Genomic DNA, 17,135 nt, shown 5'->3' with positions numbered 1-17,135 from the left:
CTCCGGTTGGCGTTAGACAGCATGTAGGCAAACGCTCACCCGCAACAAGGGCACCGGCCACCGCTTGCGATCGCACTGCCAAATGATTGCTGGTTATGCCACCGGGCGCCGCATCTTTTGCGTCGGATCAATACTGATCGTGCCGGCGTAGCCACTCCATCGGGTAGTTTAAACCGTCCTCATCACGGCCTTTCGGCACGAGGTCGAGGTACCGGTAGGCGCCATTGACCATGTCGATGCCCCGCTCATAGCAGGAATAGGTGTGGAACACCTGGCCTCGCTCGTCCTTGTAGAAGACGCTGATCCCTTCCTCTTCTGAGCCAGCAATCGCGCGGCCCGGTTGGTAGTTGTAGTACGCCTCGCCCTTGGCGATCTCTTCCGGGGTGAACGAAACATGATAGTCGAAATTGAAATCGCTGCCGCGGGACGACACCCATGGGAAACTCCAGCCCATGCGCTTCTTGTAGGCTTCAATCTTGGCCAGTGGAGCACGCGAGACCGACGTGAATGTCACGTCGCGATGGTTCCTGTTCGTTGGTGCTTTGCGGGGCGAAAGCCGGATCGGGACGACAGGTTCCGCTTCGCAGGCTGGAGATCAGCTTCAGCCAGGGCGCCAAATGGAAGGCGCTCATCAGCAAGTACATCGGGACCATTCCGGTCAGCGGCGACGTATGAGACGCGGCAGAGCAGATCATCTCCGTACCGCCAAAGACGTTAGTCAACAGCGCCATGACCGCGAAGGTCGGGGCCGCCGCAAGGGATAGCCAATCGGCCGCACCGAGGGCTGCCAGGTTGCCGCTTTCGCCGGAGGAGCCCAAAGTTTCACGCCGAGCAGCAATCATCGTTGTGACCCCCCCGGCGAAATTGCTTGTCGTACTTGTCGTGGTGGCGCCACCAGACGCCGTGGTCGTTGCGCCCCATAGGAGCACGGTCGAGCCATTGGTACATACCCCACAGGCCGTCCAGACCGCGCGCATAGCTGGAATAGGTATGGTAGACGATGCCATCGTCGAGCACGAAGGCACTGAGGCCCGGCCTGTCGCGCGTATATGTGGCAACGTCGGTTCCGGTCATGGCTGCGATCTGCGCGACCGGCCCCTCGCTGCCACGCACCTGCCATTCCTGAACGGTTTTTCCTGCGAGCGGCTCAGGTGCCGGCGGCTCGCGGTGGAAATTGTATTCTATGCTGCCCTCGCGCTGCTGCTCTTCAGTGAACCAGACGCCGAAGTCACGGTTGAAGTCGCCGCCGTTCGACGACGCCCAGGGAAAGGTCCAGCCCATCCGCCGCTTGAACCCCTGCAGCTTTGCGAGCGGTGCGCGCGAGACCGCCGAGAAGGCGACATCGTGGTTCTCGAGATGGACGACGATGCCGTTGAATCCGTCGGCGATCGAAGAGCAGGACGGGCAGCCGGCCGTATAGTCGGGACCGAACATGAAGTGATAGACGAGAAGCTGCGAGCGGCCCCTGAAAAGATCCGCCAGCTTGGCGCTCCCTTCTTCGGTCTCGAACCGGTATTCCTTGTCGATCCGAACCCAGGGCAATTCCTGACGCCGCAACGCCAATGCGTCGCTGCGCCGTGTCAGCTCCTTTTCATCCTTGAGCAGGTCGAGCCGTGCCGACAACCACTCTTTGCGTGTTCCGGTTACGTGTGCCGTCATCGTTCTTCTCCAATGGCTGTGTCGCCGTCTCAATTTCGGTGCGGCGTGTTGCTTGCTGGTCATGAATAGACTAGGGCCGGATATCGAATGGTGGGAGTTACAAGTGTGACGGGATTCCGATGGACTCGCTGATCACTGCCGCGGCACGCGCCCTCGCCGCAGGCGATCCCCTTAGCGCATTGAAGCGGGTCGCCCTGCGCGACGACGCGCCAGCACTTGCGCTCAGGGGTATTGCGATGGCGCAGCTCGGCGATCTCGTCCGGGCCACGGCTCTCCTCAAGAGTGCGGCGCGTGCGTTCGGCCGCAAGGAGGAGGTGGCGCGCGCAAGGTGTGTCGTCGCCGAGGCCGAGATCGCACTCGTCTCGCGCGATCTCACCTGGCCCGCGAAGGCGCTCGACGCAGCGCGGGCGACCCTCGAAGCCCACGGCGACCGCATCAATGCCGCGCATGCACGAAATGTGGAGGTCCGGCGCCTGCTCCTGATCGGCCGCCTTGACGAGGCCGAGCGTATGCTGGCTACGCTCGACCAAGCACCGCTTCCGCCCGCGTCCAGGGCCGCCCATGAGTTGGTTGTTGCGGGCATCGCCATTCGGCGTCTCCAGACGAAAGCGGCGCGGGAGGCTCTCACGCGGGCCAGACACGCTGCGAGCGAGGCAGACATCCCTGCGCTCACGGCGGAGGTAGAACGAGCATCCCTCCTCCTGATAACGCCCGCAGCGCGCCTGATTGCGCGTGGTGAGGAACGCCCGCTGCTGCTCGAGGAGATCGAAGCGCTCCCGGCGTCCGGTGCGCTTGTTGTGGACGCGTGCCGGAATATCGTGCGGGACGAGCGGCTGGCCGTCCCGCTCGCGACGCGCCCGGTATTGTTCGCGCTTGCCCGTGCGCTGGGCGAAGCCTGGCCTGGAGACGTGCCGAGGGGCACGCTCATCGCACGCGCATTCCGGGGAAAACATGCCGATGAATCCCATCGCGCGCGGCTTCGGGTCGAGATCGGGCGGCTGCGCGCGGAAATCCGGACGCTTGCAGATGTGAAGGCGACGAAGCGAGGCTTTGCGTTGGCGCCGCGCCGGGCTTGCGAGATCGCTGTGCTGGTGCCGCCCGTCGAAGAGCAGCATCCGGCAGTGCTCGCCTTTCTCGCCGACGGCGAGTCATGGTCGAGCTCAGCACTTGCGATTGCGCTCGGAGCCAGCCCGCGCACGGTACAGCGGGCGCTCGAGCAGCTTGCCGCAGCAGGCAAGGTGCAGTCTTATGGTCGCGGGCGGGCGCGTCGCTGGATGACCCCGCCCGTGCCGGGATTCCCGACAATCTTGTTACTCCCCGGACCGTTGCCGGGTGATTAAGGTCGGTGCCTGAGCTGAGTTGAAAACCTGAAACGACAGGGTGGAATCATGAAAAGATCCGCAGCCGAAATTCTCCGTGAATATGGACCTTTTCCGGGTGCCGAGCAGGTGCACGGCGTCACCTTCGACGGCCGGCACGTCTGGTTTGCGTCCGGAGACAAACTGAACGCCCTCGACCCCGCGAGCGGAGAGACAGTGCGCTCTATTGATGTTGCCGCGCACGCAGGGACCGCCTTCGACGGCGAGCACCTGTTTCAGATTGCCGAGGACCGCATCCAGAAGATCGACCCGAAGACCGGCCGTGTGCTCGCCACGATCCCGGCGCCCGGCGGCGGCGACTCTGGCCTTGCCTGGGCCGAGGGCACGCTCTGGGTGGGGCAATACCGGGACCGCAAGATCCATCAGATTGATCCCGAGACAGGAGCGATTCTCCGCACCATCGAGTCCAGCCGCTTCGTCACGGGGGTCACCTGGGTCGACGGCGAACTCTGGCACGCCACCTGGGAAGGTGAGGAGAGCGAGGTCAGGCAAATCGATCCTGAAACGGGAGAGGTCCTGGAAGTGCTCGCTATGCCGGCCGGTGTGGGCGTCTCCGGGCTCGAATCCGATGGCGGCGATCAGCTCTTCTGCGGCGGCGGAAGCAGCGGTAAAGTGCGAGCCATCCGCCGGCCGAGGTGAGACGCGCCGCGGTGCCGGGGACATATGCTGACTAACCCGACGAGTGATCGAACCGACCTCACGGACGACAAACATATCGCGTCAAACGCGACCCGAAACACCCAGAAAAACAAGGATTTAAGATATTTAGCGAGAACTGGCTGTGGAATCTGGATTCTCACATGATTTCAAAAGCTTAGCTAGATGTCTCGCAATTCGTCTGTTTTTCCGATCGTGAGCGACCGTGGATGCCACGTTGCGCCTTGGCTTTGGATCACCGTCACCAGCTACGCAAAACGGCACTAATCTTCGCTTCCGGGGCCTAAATTTAATCCGGACTTTCAGCGGTTTTATATCTGCCGCGAAAGCAGCATGCCTTTGCCGTTTCAGGAACGTCTCAGCCTGGCAAGACGAGGCATGGGGATGCGATGGCTAGGGTTGTTCCGGTCCCCTCAACGAAGTTCCAGGCATTCGATCAGTTCAATCCGACCCTTGCCCTTGATTTCTACGAAGCCCAGTGAGCGCCCGCGACCGCGCTCGCGAATGCGATGCCACGTGACCCCGCTGGTCGCTACCGTCCCAGGGTTAGCATGGGCTGCGATCCGGGAGGCCATATTCACCGTGTCGCCCCACAGGTCGAACACGTATTGCCGCTGCCCGATGATTCCCGCCACAACCGGACCGAATTGAACGCCGACTCGCACTTCCCATTTGGGCTCGATGCGGCGTGATGCCGTCACCATGTCGAGTCCGCATTGCAAGCTGGCAAAAACCGGATCTGGCATGCGATCAAACAGGCCGGCCGTGGCCATAAAGGCGTCGCCGATAGTCTTGATTTTCTCCATTCCATGCTGACGGACGATTCGTTCGTATTCGCCGATCAGCGCCTGAAGATCCTCCACCACTTTCTCCGGCGGATTCTCATCGCAATAGGCTGTGAAGCCAACGATATCACAGAATAGCACCGCGACTTCATTGTATCGGCGGGGCCGGACCTCATTGGTCGCTTTGAGCTCGCGCACCGCGCCGGCGGGTAGGATGGCGTACAGAAGCTCGTCGGCTCGGCGCTTTTCGTTTTCGATTTGCTGCGTATATACCGCCTCTTGGTCGCGCAGCCTCTTCTTTTCCAGGCAGGCGGCCACGCGGGCACGCAGCAGAACCGCGTTGAACGGCTTTGCCAGATAATCCTCGGCACCGAGGCTGATGCAGCGCGCCACATTGTCGATCTCATCGACCGCCGATATCATGACAACCGGAATGTTGCGCAGCGTTGTGTCGGCTTTCAGGTGCTCGAGCACCTGGTAGCCGTCCATTTCCGGCATCGTAATGTCGAGCAGCACGAGGTCGAACGGTCTCGTTGTCAGCATTTCGAGCGCCTCCCGTCCATTGCTGGCGCATGCCACGTTCCGGTAGCCTTCTCGCTTCAACCGCTCGGTCAGCGTAAAGCGATTGTCCTCGTTATCATCAACGACAAGCAGGGCAGGTCCAACCTCACTCATGGCATCGACTCCTTTGGGAGCAGGGCCTTGATCTTTCCAAGCAGGCGCGCGAAGTCGACGGGCTTGGTATCGAAGTCATCGCACCCGGCTGCCAGTGCTGCTTCGCGGTCGCCAGCCATCGCGTGCGACGAGAGTGCGATCACGGGAATACCCCGCGTCTCAGCCAATGCCTTGAGACGTCTTGTCGCCTCCCAGCCGTCGAGGACGGGAAGGCTTAAGTCCATCAGGATGAGCGCCGGGGCGTCCGATCGTGCACGCGCCACGCCCTGATCGCCATTGGTGGCAACGAGTACCTCGTAGCCTTTGCGTCTTAGCCGCGCGGACAGCATGTAGATGTTGTCCTCATTGTCCTCGACATAGAGGATCCTAACCATCACGGCGATCCTTGTCAGGTGAGCTTCGTTTGACAATGTATCGAGCAACCATCTTGCGCAATTCCTCCAGAAGCTCGTTGCGGCTCAAGGCGGTCTTGGCGAGCACGCGCTCGACGCCACCGTTCAGACGCCGGTGGTCTTCCTTGCCAAGGGTCGCCGCCGTCACAACCACGACCGGCATCGCCTTGAAGGCAGGCTGCTTTCGCAGTTCGACAAGGAACTCGAAGCCGTCCATTTCCGGCATGATGAGGTCGAGAATGATCAGGTCCGGAGGCGCGCGGATGAGCCGTTCCAGCGCGACCCGGCCATTCTCGGCCTCGTCCACATCGCAACCCTCGGCACTCAATATGCGACGCCATTGCTGGCGCGTGTTCTCATCATCTTCGACGATCAGAACACGAAGCGCTGGGCTGGGTGCGCCCGACCGGAATTTGGCGATCAGTTTCCGGAGCGCGTCGCGGTCGATCGGCTTCATCAAGTAATCGGCGGCACCGAGTGCGTAGCCTCGATTCCTCTTATCGGCCATGGTGAGCATCACCACGGGGATACTCGCGAGCTCAGGATCCGCCTTCAATTCCTGCAGGACGCTCCAGCCGTCGCAACCCGGCATGAGCACGTCAAGGGTGATGAGCGCTGGCTTCACCTGCCGGGCCAGATTAAGGCCTTCGGCACCGTCCCTGGCCGTCACTACATCGCAACCCTCGCGGGCAAGAAAGCGGCGCATCTGGTCCCGCACCGCCTTATCGTCATCAACGACGAGGACCACGTTCGAGACGAGGCCAAGGTTATCGTCAGCGGCGACCCCGGTGCCAGGGGCCGGCTTTTCTTCCAGCGTGGGGCCTGCGTCGATTGCCGACGGCAGCCACACCGTGAACTTGGTACCGGCGCCGGGAGTGCTGTCCACAGTGATCTGGCCATCCATCGCGCGGCACAGGCGTTGGCTGATGGCAAGCCCTAGCCCAGTGCCGCCGTACTTGCGGGTGGTGGAACTGTCGGCCTGACTAAACTCCTGGAACAGGTTCGTCATCTGCTGCGGCGTCATACCGATGCCAGTGTCGGCGACGGTGAATATCACGCCACCGCCTCCATCATGCTTCGCGCAGGTCGCCCCAATCGTCACTTGGCCGTTCTCCGTGAACTTGCAGGCGTTACTCAACAGGTTGAGGAGGATCTGGCGCACCCGAAGCTGATCGGCGCGCATGCTGCCAATGTCATCCGGGCAGTGGATGATGATCCGGTTGTGGTTTTTCTGCGCAAGGGGCTGCGCGGTTGTGGCGGCATCTTGAACCATTCCTGCGATATCGAGCTCCTCGATATGCAATTCCAGGCGGCCGGCCTCGATCTTTGACAGATCGAGGACCTCATTAATGAGCTTGAGCAGATGCTTGCCGGCGCGCGAGACCCGCTGAAGCGGTTCGATCAGTTCGTCCTGGCCGGCTTCGCTCGCATCTTCCTGCAGCATTTCGGTAATGCCCAGGATGGCGTTCAGCGGCGTGCGCAACTCGTGGCTCATGCTGGCAAGGAACTTGCTCTTGGCCTGGGTCGCCGCCATGGCCGCGTCGCGGGCAATCTCGAGCTCCGTTTCATGCCTCTTAAGCTTGCTGATATCGGTGTAGACCGCGACCGTGCCGCCGCCGGTAATGCGCCGCTCGTTTACTTGAACCCAGTGGTCATGGCTGCGATGTTGAACCAGCGTCTGCTTAGGGTTGCAGTGCGCCTCAAGCCGCGCGGCGAGCCATTCCTCCTCCCGACCTTTCGCATCTTCGACGAGGCCCTGTTCCACCGCCTTGCGGACAATCGTCTCAAACTGCGCACCCGGCACGACGGCATCGGCTATGCCGGGATAGAGGATTTCCCTATAGCGGCTGTTGCACAGAACAAGCCGGTCCTCAGCATCGTAAAGGGCGAAGCCCTCGGAGATGCTCTCGATTGCATCGACGAGTCGCTGGCGCGCTTCGGCGACCTCACGCAGGTTTTTTTCCTCGACCTCGACCGCAGTATCACGGAACAACACAAGCGCCTTGGCCATGCGGCCGATCTCGTCGCGGCCCGTGGCAGGCAGTGGTGCGCGAAGATTGCCGCCGGCGATGGCAAGCATGCTTTGGCTCAGCCCCGACAAGCGGGCAAGAAGATTGCGGTCGACATACAACCATACGATCAGAACTGAACTCAGGAGGCTCAGAACGGCTGAGCCAAGAACAACACCGGTACCGTAGCGCTGGACGGTCGCAGCTTCACGACCAGCCTCGGTGATGTCATGGTTAGCCGCAGCTACCAGGCGATCCACGGCAACGGTCAAATTACGCGAGAGCTGAGCGTTCTCAACCAAAAGCTTCCCGCCGTTTGCGAGTAATGCGAGCTCGTCCTCACGCGCTTGTGCAATGCTCTTCGGTCCGTCGATCAGCCCCTCGAACTCGTCAACGCGCTGGCGGAACCGCGTCCGCAGCTTCTCATCGATCTCCGATGTCACCGCCGCAAGCGACTCGACCGAGCGGCGCAGCGGAAACGACATCAGCGCTAGGTCGCCGGGCGTCGGCGCGACCGCCGTTTTGAGCAGCGCTTCGTTGATCGCGGAAATCTCCCGTTGGGCCTTCTGTTGCGGGATGTAGGCGGAAATTGCCTGCGCAAGCTCTGTCGTAGCCGCCGCGCGTGCTTCGGGTGGTACGGCGGCATCCGCCACGGTTACACGCCACTGAGGGACCTTGGAGTTCATCACGAGGATGCCGGGCGCCACAAGACGCTCGCTTGCGACTGTCGTAGCCGACAAACGACCCAGCAGTTCCTCTTTGCGTGCAACCACACCGAGGCGAGCGGCGACAAGATCGTTGAGAGCGTTGAGATTGCGCCGCAGGCCAATCACCGCGGCTTCGATCTCAGCCACCGCCGCCGTGCTTGCCGCGGTGCCTTTGAGCGCGGAGAGCAACTCTTCGAGGCGCGACATCTCCACTCCGATCGCAGCCGAGACCTCGTTGTGCTGAACCGTGCTGGTCGTGGCAAGTACGGCCGGCGTAGTGGCGGCGACCCGCTCAGCTTGGCGGGAGAGCTCGAGCGATGCAAGCGCCGACGGGACCCGGCGCTCCGTGATCCTCTCGACGACCTCGCCCACTTGCAGGAAGGCATACACGGCCGCAGCGGTTGCGAGCACCGCGAAGGTGCTGATACCAAAGAAAGCGAAGAGTAAGCGGCCACGTATGCCGAGACGTTCAAACATCGCGGCGACCCATCGATCCGGCTGATGTGGTCAACATGGCCCGCACAGCTTTTTTCTCGAACGCGATCCGCAGTGATCAGCGTTGCGTTATTCCAATGGCACGTATTCGCCACCCTTCCAGATATACCATACCCAGCTCTGAACCGTGAGGTCGCCCTTGTCGTCAAAGTCGATACGGCCCAATACAGTGTCAAACGAGTGGCCGCGCAATGAAGCAATCACCTTGCGCACCTCCAACGAACCGGCTTCCTTGAGCGCCTGCGCCCAGGCCTGAACGGCGCCGTAGCTCAGCAGCGTATAGCCTGCGGGTTCGAAGTTTTCTGCACGGAACCGCTCCACCACCGGGGCCGCTTCGGGGGTTCGCCGGGCGTCCGCGGAGAACGTGAAGAGGGTTCCCTCAGCGGCTGGACCGGCGATCAGCGCAAATTCCTCGGTCGCCAGTGCATCGCCTGAGATGAACTGAACCGCGTAGCCTTGATCGTGTGCAGCGCGAACCATCAATGCAACTTCAGCATGATAACCGCCGACATATACCACGGCGACTTTTGCAGCCTTTAGTGCAGAGATTTCAACCGAATAGTCGTTCTTCGCAGGACTGTACGCCTCGTAGATCGTGTCGGTCACGCCCCGCTTGTTCAACTGCTTTTTGGTCTCATCGGCAAGGCCCCTGCCATAGGTGGTGCCATCATGAAGGATCGCAATTTTCTTGTTGCCCCAATGATCGGCCAGATAGTTGCCGGCGACGACGCCTTGCGCATCGTCGCGACCAATGACGCGAAACACGTTGGCACGGCCTTGCTCGGTCAGCAGCGGATTGGTCGACCCCGGTGAAATCTGCAGAACTCCCGCCGCCTCATACACCTTTGATGCCGGGATCGAGGCTCCAGAGCAGTAGTGCCCGACGACGAGAACCACACCGTCAGCCACGAGTTTCTTGGCGACGGCCACCGCTTGTTCTGGATCGCAGAAGTCGTCGACCGCGATGAGCCGCACCCGCTGGCCCAGAACGCCGCCCGCCGCATTGATATCGGCCACGGCCATCTCTGCGCCACGCTGCCCCTGCTCACCGATCCACGCGAGCCGTCCGGTCATCGCGGCTGAAACGCCGATCAGTACCTCAGCGTGCGCGGAATAACTGACCACGGCTGCAAGCGCGAAAACTGCGACGGCAATGCGGTGCATGAAACAGCCTTCCGCCTTGATACCAATCTTGTGCACGAGAGCGGTACTGCAACTGCGCAGCGGGGCGCCTCTGTCATGATGTGGCACTCGCGACCTGCCGCGATCAGCAATCTGCTGTTCCAGCGGCGCCTAGTCGCATGCCTCAAAATATACCATGCGACAATGAGGAGTGATACGGCCTTTAGTGTCGATGGCGCGAGCAGGGCACGTTCATGGCGAGCACGTGTGAGCGGCTCCGTCGCGAAGAGGGCCGGCAGCGGGGCTTGCCGAGCGGAACTGCCGAATTTCGCGACGTCTGTCGTATGGTGGGCGCTTGCATGAAGCGATGAAGTGGAAGCCGCGATGAAGGAGGCGGCGAAAAAGGGACTGCCAAAACCCGCCATTATCTGAGACAATTAGGCGGGGAGGATTACCTCTACAGCTCGCTCAGCCGCAGAGGGCGGTTTCGAATCTGTATCCCGTCGAAACATCCTTGGATCCTGCCCCGTCCGCAGCTGAGTCGGCTGTCGGCAAGCATTTAGCGAACATCTTTCATTGTTCAGCAAACGCGAGCCAGGAGCACTTCACATGGTAACATGGAAACCCGATCCAAGTTTTTATCCGTCACCGCGAATGGCCATGAAGGCCGCGCCGGAGACACTTGCCTATGTCGTCGCCTTCGATCCGACGCGAGCGGTTCCCGACGAACTCACGGTCGTCGATGTCGATCCTCAATCAGCCTCCTATAGTCAGATCGTCACATCGCTCGCGATGCCTAATGTCGGTGACGAGTTGCATCATTTCGGCTGGAACGCCTGTTCATCCTGCCTTTGCCCGAATGCGCCGCATCCGCATGCAGAGCGCCGCTATCTGGTGGTGCCGGGATTGAAATCCTCGCGTATCCATATCATCGACACCAAGCCCGATGGCCGCAGGCCATCGATCGTCAAGGTCATCGAACCCGGCGACGTCGCCGACCGGGCCGGCTACTCCAGGCCGCATACCGTTCACTGCGGACCAGAAGGGATCTATGTCGCAGCACTTGGCAATGCCGAGGGTAAGGGACCGGGCGGCGTGTTCCTCATGGATCACGAGACATTCGAGGTGCGCGGCCAGTGGGAAATGGATCGCGGACCGCAACAGCTTTCCTATGACGTCTGGTGGCATCTGGGCCACGACACACTCGTCACCAGCGAGTGGGGCACGCCGGATACGTTCGAAAACGGCCTGATCCCGGAAATCCTGCTCGGTGCGAAATACGGCCGCCGTCTGCACTTCTGGGATCTGCATAAGCGCAAGCACCTGCAGACGATCGATTTCGGTGACAAGTATCAGCTCGTATTCGAACTTAGACCCGCGCATGACCCGACCAAGGCCTATGGTTTTGTCAACTGCGTTCTCAGTCTTGAGGACCTCTCCTCCTCGATATGGGTCTGGCACCGTGACGGCACCCAGTGGGCGGTGACAAAGGTGATCGACATTCCGGCGGAGCCCGCCGATCCAGACCTGTTGCCGCCGATGCTGAAGGGTTTCAATGCCGTACCACCACTCGTCACCGACATCGACCTTTCGATGGATGACAGATTTCTCTACGTGTCCTGCTGGGGAACCGGCGACCTGCATCAGTACGATGTTTCCGATCCGTTCAAGCCGAAGCTGACAGGCAAGGTTCGGATCGGCGGCATCGTTTCGCGTGCTTCACATCCAGGATCGAAGAATGGCGCGCTGAATGGCGGCCCGCAGATGGTTGAGATCAGCCGCGATGGTCGCCGTGTCTATTTCACCAACTCTCTCTACGGTGCGATCGACGAGCAGTTCTATCCCGATGGTGTCTCTGGCTGGATGGTCAAGCTGGACGCGGAGCCTGACGGCGGCATTGCATTCGACGAGAAATTCTTCGTCGAATGGCCAAAATCGCATCGCCCGCACCAGGTCCGCCTCCAGGGTGGGGATTGCTCGTCAGATTCATATTGTTATCCGTAAGGAGCGAAGGTTAGCCGGATGAGGCGCCTATGAACGAACTCTGGCCATGGATTTTGCTGGCGGGACTAGGAGCCTTTCATGGTCTCAACCCGGCGATGGGATGGCTGTTTGCCGTGGCGCTCGGCGTTCACCGGCAGAGTTCTGCCGCCGTGGTTCAGGCAGTGCCCGCCATCGCCGTCGGACACGCCGTATCGATAGCACTGGTGGCTGGAGCCCTGGTCGCGGCCGGCCTCTTCGTGGACCAGGCTGCCGTGCGCACGGCTGCTGGAGCCGGCCTCATAGGCTGGGCTGTGTGGCATCATTTCGTCGGGCACGGGCGTCGCGTTCGTATCGGCATGCGCACGGGGCTTGCCGGCCTGGCGTTCTGGTCGTTCCTGATGGCGACGGCCCATGGGGCCGGACTGATGATCCTGCCAGCGTTGATACCACTTTGTCTCGCGGATTCACCATTGCGCGAAATCGGTGGGGATGGGTCTGCCGCGATCGCGATCGCCGCGGTCGGCGTCCATACACTTGCGATGTTGGCGGTTACAAGCCTCGTTGCCCTGGCGGTCTATCGCTGGATCGGGCTCGAGATATTGCGCAGCGCCTGGCTCAACGTAGATCTCGTATGGACGCTGGTACTGCTTGGCACCGGGTCCGTGCTGCTGATCGTCTAGCGAAGACGAGAAAGATGGGCTGAAGTCAGGAAGTAATCCGTGCGGTGTTCTTCGATCGGCTTCGCATCGCAAGCGGCACATCCAAGAGGCGAAGATAACGCTACGTCGTTGACGTAACGAGGCCGGTTCACGACGTGGGTGCGATTGGCTGGGGAACCTGGATTCTCACATGATTTCAATTGGTTAGCGAAATCGCCCTTGAATTCCTTATATTTTCCCGCCGCGAGCGACCGTGGATGCCACCTTTGTGCCCTGGCTTTGGGCATCAGTCAACAGGACGGGCGAGCGGCAATAATTTCCGCTATCTGACTTCGAGTTAGCCGTCCGGCGGCCATAACGCGCCCTGCTACTTCGCGCGCCCTCTTGTCGGTCATTCCATAGCCGGCTATTGCGATGGCGGTCATCCGGAGGACGGCGGTCCTAACTGCACTCCTTTCGACGAACCCAAAAAATCTGCTTGTCACACCCATTCTTTGACCATCGCATGCCGACGTGGATTGAGACGATGACAAGCGCCCAGTAGGCGGGGAGCCCGTGGACTTGCCGGGCGCTGTATCCCCCACTGAATGGAAGAAAGCTGAACAAGGTGCGAGAGATCATTAGGCTCGTGACCAAGAGCACGACCATCGTGGACGCCAGACGAATATCATACCGATATCGACGGAAACACGCAGGTGTCGGCGGCCGGTGGCAACCCTTCCGTACCAACGATGGTTGAATGTGTTGTGGACGATCAGAAGCGCGAACATGATCGTCCCCGCGACCTCGTGCATTGCGTTTCCGAGCCAATCGTAAGCCAGGGCGACCGTCAACAAGCAGCCCGCAACGAAAACCACCCCCAGTCGAGCAAAAAGCGAAGATTTCACGGAAGATAGTCCCGCATCCTGTCGATCGTGAACATGAAGTCGCTGCTCGCCCCCGATTGATGACAGGACTCGCAACGTTCCGCGATCGCCGTGCGGTTGACCTGGCCGGTAATATCGAACTGCTGGAAATGCCGGTCGCCAGTACGCTTTTCCTCATTGACTTCGAGACCCCAATCCACACCCTTTTCCATGAGGAAATAACCGGTCAGTTTGTAATCGGCCCAGATGCCGAGCACGAGCCGGGTGCCGGCCGGCAGCGGCTGGCCATTCTTGGAGAGAGTAATCGTTTCCGGAAGGGGCGAAGGCCACTTCCTTCGACGATCCCCGGTCATAGTCGGCGTATTTGACGAACTTGTCGAAATCCTTGGGGAAGGTGGCGCGGTTTGCGGCTGTGGCTGTGAGGCCAGGCGATATGAGAAGAGCGACCCCTAACAGGGCTAGAAGGGCAGAACGGAACGAAGGCATGGGGATCCTTTCTGGATGCAGGAATGCAGCCGATCGCGGCCCTGGCAAGTGCATGGGTTTAGAAATGATTTTTATGAATTGAGGTGATTGCTCTGCGCCCGACAAATGCCAATAGGCGGCAGGCTTTCGCACTGCCGCCGAAACAGCGGCCGAGACTTGCGGCGGCGGCACCGCCGGCGCAATGTCGAGGAAGACCTAGGCCTCGGGGTCGAAGCCGAGTGAACTCGATAGTTCCCGGTGGGCCTCAATCTGCTGTTGCAGCAACGCGATTTTCTGTTCCACCATACCAATGGCATCGGCTCCGGCGATGAACCGGCGAGGCAACTGCGTCTGATTGACCAGGGTGATCAAGGCCTGGGCGAGTTTTGCGGGGTCGCCGTCCTGCTGTCCGTTCGCGGACTTCCAGAAGGCGAGATGCTGCGTGCGCCGTTCGTCGTAATCGCTGACGGCGGTCGGGGCGTACTGTGTGGATTCGTCGGTCAGGAGCTCGGTACGGAAGAAGCCCGGATTGACGATCATCGTTTCGATCCCGAACGGGGCCACTTCCCCCTGCAGCGATTCCATCCAACCATCGAGGGCGAACTTCGAGGCAGAGTAGGCGCTGCAGAATTCAAATCCGAGCAAACTGGCCGTGGACGAGATCGAGATGATCCGGCCTGACCTCTGCTTGCGCATCACCGGAAGGACAGCACGGGTGACGCTCATCGGGCCGATAAGATTGCTGGCCAGTTGCAGTTCGATCTGGGCCGGGGTCAACTCCTCGAAAAACCCCGCGTAGAAGTTCGCGGCATTGTTGACCAGAATGTCGATACGGCCGAAGCGTTCGAGCGCCGCCTCGACTGCGGCCCCGGCATCCGCCGGCTTGGTCACGTCCAACGTGACAACCAGCAGATTTTCCGATTGTCCGATCGCCTTGACCACGCGCTCGGGATTGCGGCCAGTCGCGACGAGGTTGTCACCAGCGGCAAGCACCGCCCTGGCAAAATCAAGGCCCATGCCTCGACCGGCCCCAGTGATCATCCACACTTTGCTCATAATATTTTCCTTTATTTCAGCGGTTTATCTGTCGCTCTAAGCGCTGGCCTTCTGCCGCGGCGCTTTGCGATCATCATTGATGTTGAACCAGCCCGTGGCGAACTCGATTTGGCCCCAGAGGCCAGCCGGAAGGGCGATCTCAGGCACTTTCGTGGTTCTGATCTCGGTCTCGATCAGTCTTCCATTGCCGCGCTTCGAAAGCTCCGCCCATTCCGGGTTCATCACCAGCCCTTGACCCACAGCCACAAGCGAAAGGCCCAGATCGAGCGCACGCTCAGCCTGTTGCGGCGTTCTGACCTGGCCAGCGGCGATCACTGGAACGCGTCCGGCAACTGTCGCGACGACGAGTTCGGCGATGGTATGGTCATTGCTGGCTTCGGTTGGCTTCGCTTGGAGTACGTCCGACAGCGACACATGGATGTAGTCCACTCCAATGTCGATGAGCTGCTCGATGAGGGCGCAGGTGTCGGTTATGCGGAGACCGTCTTGTTCCGGTTCCTCGGGCGAAACCCGATAGCCCAGCAGGAACGGTCGCTCCGCATGCGCCGCGATCACCCGCTTTACTTCCCGGATCACAGCGAGCGGGAACCGCATCCGGTTTTCCAACGTGCCGCCCCATGCGTCGTCACGTTGATTGTAATGAGGCGAGAAGAAATTCTGGATCAAGAAGCCATGAGCCCCGTAGAGTTCTATGCCGTCAAAACCTGCCTCGATGGCGCGGCGGGTTGCGTCTCCGAACGCGGAAATCACCTCTAGGATTTCGTCGTGGCCCAATGCGCGAGGCATAACGCCGCCTGGATTGAAAGGGCCCGGAGAAACCGGCACCGCGCTCGCGCCAGCCACGTCGGCTCCAAGAATAAGCTCCGGCACCGCCTTGTTGCCCGCGTGGAAAATTTGAAGAACGGCTGGCGCGTCGCCGCTTTTGGCGGCCTCCGCCAGACGCCGGAGACTTGGGACGAAGCTGTCGTCGTAGGACGCGAATTCACCCGTGAAGCCGATGCCGTTCGGCATGACATGCGTGCAGCCCGTCAGAACCAGGCCGACGCCATTCACCCTGCGGCGATAGTATAGGAGCTCCTCATCGGACACTGTTCCGTCGTCGTTAGCCGACCATGTCGTCATCGGTGCCATGACGATCCGGTTTCTCAGAGTGGTTCCATTGGCGAAGGTGAATGGTTCGAAGAGTGTGGGGGTGGTCTGCATGATCGAATGTCTCTCTTGCTTGCCGTTTCGGCGGCTGTGAAACGACAGATAGCGATGATGACAAACATTGATTAGGCGCTATAATCTGCATGAAGTCAGAAATGGGATTGATAAATGCGTCACGGTGATTTCAGCGAACTTGCAGCCTTCATCGCCGTCGCCGAGGCTGGCAGTTTCACGCGCGCTGCCGCCAAACTCGGGCTTTCCCAATCCGCCGTCAGCTACTCGGTCAGAATGCTGGAGCAGAAGCTGGGGGTGCGGCTGATCTCTCGTACCACCCGAAGCCTATCGCTGACGGATGCCGGGCAACGGATGCTACGAAACCTCCGTCCGGCGTTCGATCACATCGAAAGCGAGATCGCAGCCGTCACCGCACTTCGCGATAAGCCGGCGGGTACGATCCGCGTCACGACGTTTCGATATGCCGCCACAAGCGTGCTCTGGCCCGTCGTCACCAAGTTCCTGGCGGAATATCCGGATATCGAAATGGAAATCATCCTCGATGAGGGCCTCACCGATATTGTGGCTGACCGGTTCGACGCGGGCATCCGCCTTGGCGAGCAGGTCCAGAAAGACATGGTGGCCGTCAGGATCGGTCCGGACCTGCGCATGGCCGTCGTCGGGTCGCCATCCTACTTCGCCAACCACAACATCCCGCAAACGCCGCGCGAGCTCGGGGAACATCTGGGCGTGAGCTACCGACAGACAACCGGAGGCGGATTGTACGCTTGGGAGTTCGAGCGCGACGGAGAAGAACTTCAAGTCAGAATGAATGGACCGCTCATATTGAATGATAGCCTTATGCTTGAAGCCGCCGCCTTGGACGGGCTGGCGCTTGCCTACACTTTCGAAGATCAGGTCTCGAAACATATCGCAGACGGCCGACTGATCCGAGTCCTGGAAGACTGGTGCGCGCCGTTCCCCGGCTATCACCTCTACTATCCGAGCAGACGTCAGCACACAGCGGCGTTTGCTCTATTCGTCGAAGCGCTTCGTTTCAAAGGTTAAAGCAGGCGTTGTGCG

Annotated in this window: 14 protein-coding genes and 2 pseudogenes; 5 read left to right on the top strand and 11 right to left on the bottom strand. The window is 60.6% G+C overall.

Translation table 11 applies throughout. From position 1 onward, the window contains the following. Window positions 1–127: 127 nt before the first annotated feature. From ACZ9DP_RS31495 to ACZ9DP_RS31485, 3 genes are read right to left on the bottom strand one after another with little or no spacing between them, the layout of a single operon-like run. Complete coding sequence (locus ACZ9DP_RS31495) at window positions 128–514, bottom strand: DUF899 family protein (protein ID WP_476204632.1); 387 nt, start codon at window positions 512–514, stop codon at window positions 128–130. Beyond that, complete coding sequence (locus ACZ9DP_RS31490) at window positions 471–842, bottom strand: hypothetical protein (protein WP_476204631.1); 372 nt, start codon at window positions 840–842, stop codon at window positions 471–473. The genes ACZ9DP_RS31495 and ACZ9DP_RS31490 overlap by 44 nt, the downstream gene beginning before the upstream one ends. Further along, on the bottom strand, window positions 823–1,659 hold the full coding sequence (locus ACZ9DP_RS31485) for a DUF899 domain-containing protein (protein WP_476204630.1): 837 nt from the start codon (window positions 1,657–1,659) through the stop codon (window positions 823–825). The genes ACZ9DP_RS31490 and ACZ9DP_RS31485 overlap by 20 nt, the downstream gene beginning before the upstream one ends. Window positions 1,660–1,778: 119 nt before the next feature. Between ACZ9DP_RS31485 and ACZ9DP_RS31480 the strand changes: the two genes are divergently transcribed. Together ACZ9DP_RS31480 and ACZ9DP_RS31475 are read left to right on the top strand one after the other, a co-directional pair. Beyond that, the gene (locus tag ACZ9DP_RS31480; protein ID WP_476204629.1) at window positions 1,779–2,999 is read left to right on the top strand and encodes a helix-turn-helix domain-containing protein; all 1,221 of its coding nucleotides are present in this window, start codon (window positions 1,779–1,781) and stop codon (window positions 2,997–2,999) included. 48 nt (window positions 3,000–3,047) lie between these two features. Continuing rightward, window positions 3,048–3,677, top strand: coding sequence for a Vgb family protein (locus ACZ9DP_RS31475; protein ID WP_476204628.1), 630 nt, complete (start codon window positions 3,048–3,050; stop codon window positions 3,675–3,677). 431 nt (window positions 3,678–4,108) lie between these two features. Here the strand turns inward: ACZ9DP_RS31475 and ACZ9DP_RS31470 are convergent, their stop codons facing one another. The 5 genes and pseudogenes from ACZ9DP_RS31470 to ACZ9DP_RS31450 form a co-directional block, all read right to left on the bottom strand. Further along, on the bottom strand, window positions 4,109–5,155 hold the full coding sequence (locus tag ACZ9DP_RS31470) for an adenylate/guanylate cyclase domain-containing protein (RefSeq protein WP_476204627.1): 1,047 nt from the start codon (window positions 5,153–5,155) through the stop codon (window positions 4,109–4,111). Continuing rightward, window positions 5,152–5,529, bottom strand: coding sequence for a response regulator (locus tag ACZ9DP_RS31465; protein ID WP_476204626.1), 378 nt, complete (start codon window positions 5,527–5,529; stop codon window positions 5,152–5,154). Before ACZ9DP_RS31465 ends, ACZ9DP_RS31470 begins: the two co-directional genes overlap by 4 nt. Further along, a pseudogene (locus tag ACZ9DP_RS31460) lies at window positions 5,522–6,709 on the bottom strand (response regulator); the annotation flags it as partial. The pseudogene ACZ9DP_RS31460 and the gene ACZ9DP_RS31465, both read right to left, overlap by 8 nt. A gap of 162 nt (window positions 6,710–6,871) precedes the next feature. Beyond that, window positions 6,872–8,740, bottom strand: a pseudogene (locus ACZ9DP_RS31455) (PAS-domain containing protein); the annotation flags it as partial. Between the two features lie 87 nt (window positions 8,741–8,827). Then, window positions 8,828–9,922: a branched-chain amino acid ABC transporter substrate-binding protein gene (locus ACZ9DP_RS31450; RefSeq protein ID WP_476204625.1), complete on the bottom strand. Its 1,095-nt coding sequence runs from the start codon at window positions 9,920–9,922 to the stop codon at window positions 8,828–8,830. A 567-nt stretch (window positions 9,923–10,489) separates the two neighbouring features. Between ACZ9DP_RS31450 and ACZ9DP_RS31445 the strand changes: the two genes are divergently transcribed. Both ACZ9DP_RS31445 and ACZ9DP_RS31440 read left to right on the top strand, forming a co-directional pair. Then, entirely contained in the window at window positions 10,490–11,884 is a 1,395-nt protein-coding gene (locus ACZ9DP_RS31445) for a selenium-binding family protein (RefSeq protein WP_476204624.1), read from the top strand. Between the two features lie 29 nt (window positions 11,885–11,913). Continuing rightward, window positions 11,914–12,543, top strand: coding sequence for a hypothetical protein (locus ACZ9DP_RS31440; RefSeq protein WP_476204623.1), 630 nt, complete (start codon window positions 11,914–11,916; stop codon window positions 12,541–12,543). 862 nt (window positions 12,544–13,405) lie between these two features. Here ACZ9DP_RS31440 and ACZ9DP_RS31435 read toward each other — a convergent pair. From ACZ9DP_RS31435 to ACZ9DP_RS31425, 3 genes are all read right to left on the bottom strand, one after another. Further along, window positions 13,406–13,741: a cytochrome P460 family protein gene (locus ACZ9DP_RS31435; RefSeq protein WP_476204621.1), complete on the bottom strand. Its 336-nt coding sequence runs from the start codon at window positions 13,739–13,741 to the stop codon at window positions 13,406–13,408. A 328-nt stretch (window positions 13,742–14,069) separates the two neighbouring features. Continuing rightward, window positions 14,070–14,909: an SDR family oxidoreductase gene (locus ACZ9DP_RS31430; RefSeq protein ID WP_476204620.1), complete on the bottom strand. Its 840-nt coding sequence runs from the start codon at window positions 14,907–14,909 to the stop codon at window positions 14,070–14,072. A gap of 36 nt (window positions 14,910–14,945) precedes the next feature. Further along, entirely contained in the window at window positions 14,946–16,112 is a 1,167-nt protein-coding gene (locus ACZ9DP_RS31425; protein ID WP_476204619.1) for an NADH-dependent flavin oxidoreductase, read from the bottom strand. Window positions 16,113–16,226: 114 nt separating this feature from the next. On the opposite strand from ACZ9DP_RS31425, the gene ACZ9DP_RS31420 reads away from it, so the two are divergent. Continuing rightward, entirely contained in the window at window positions 16,227–17,120 is an 894-nt protein-coding gene (locus ACZ9DP_RS31420) for a LysR family transcriptional regulator (RefSeq protein ID WP_476204618.1), read from the top strand. Window positions 17,121–17,135 lie beyond the last annotated feature (15 nt).

The sequence above is a fragment of the Rhizobium sp. USDA 4016 genome (genome assembly GCF_056279705.1).
The sequence above is the reverse complement of the archived record's forward strand: the minus strand, read 5'-3'. Positions and strand labels throughout refer to the sequence as shown.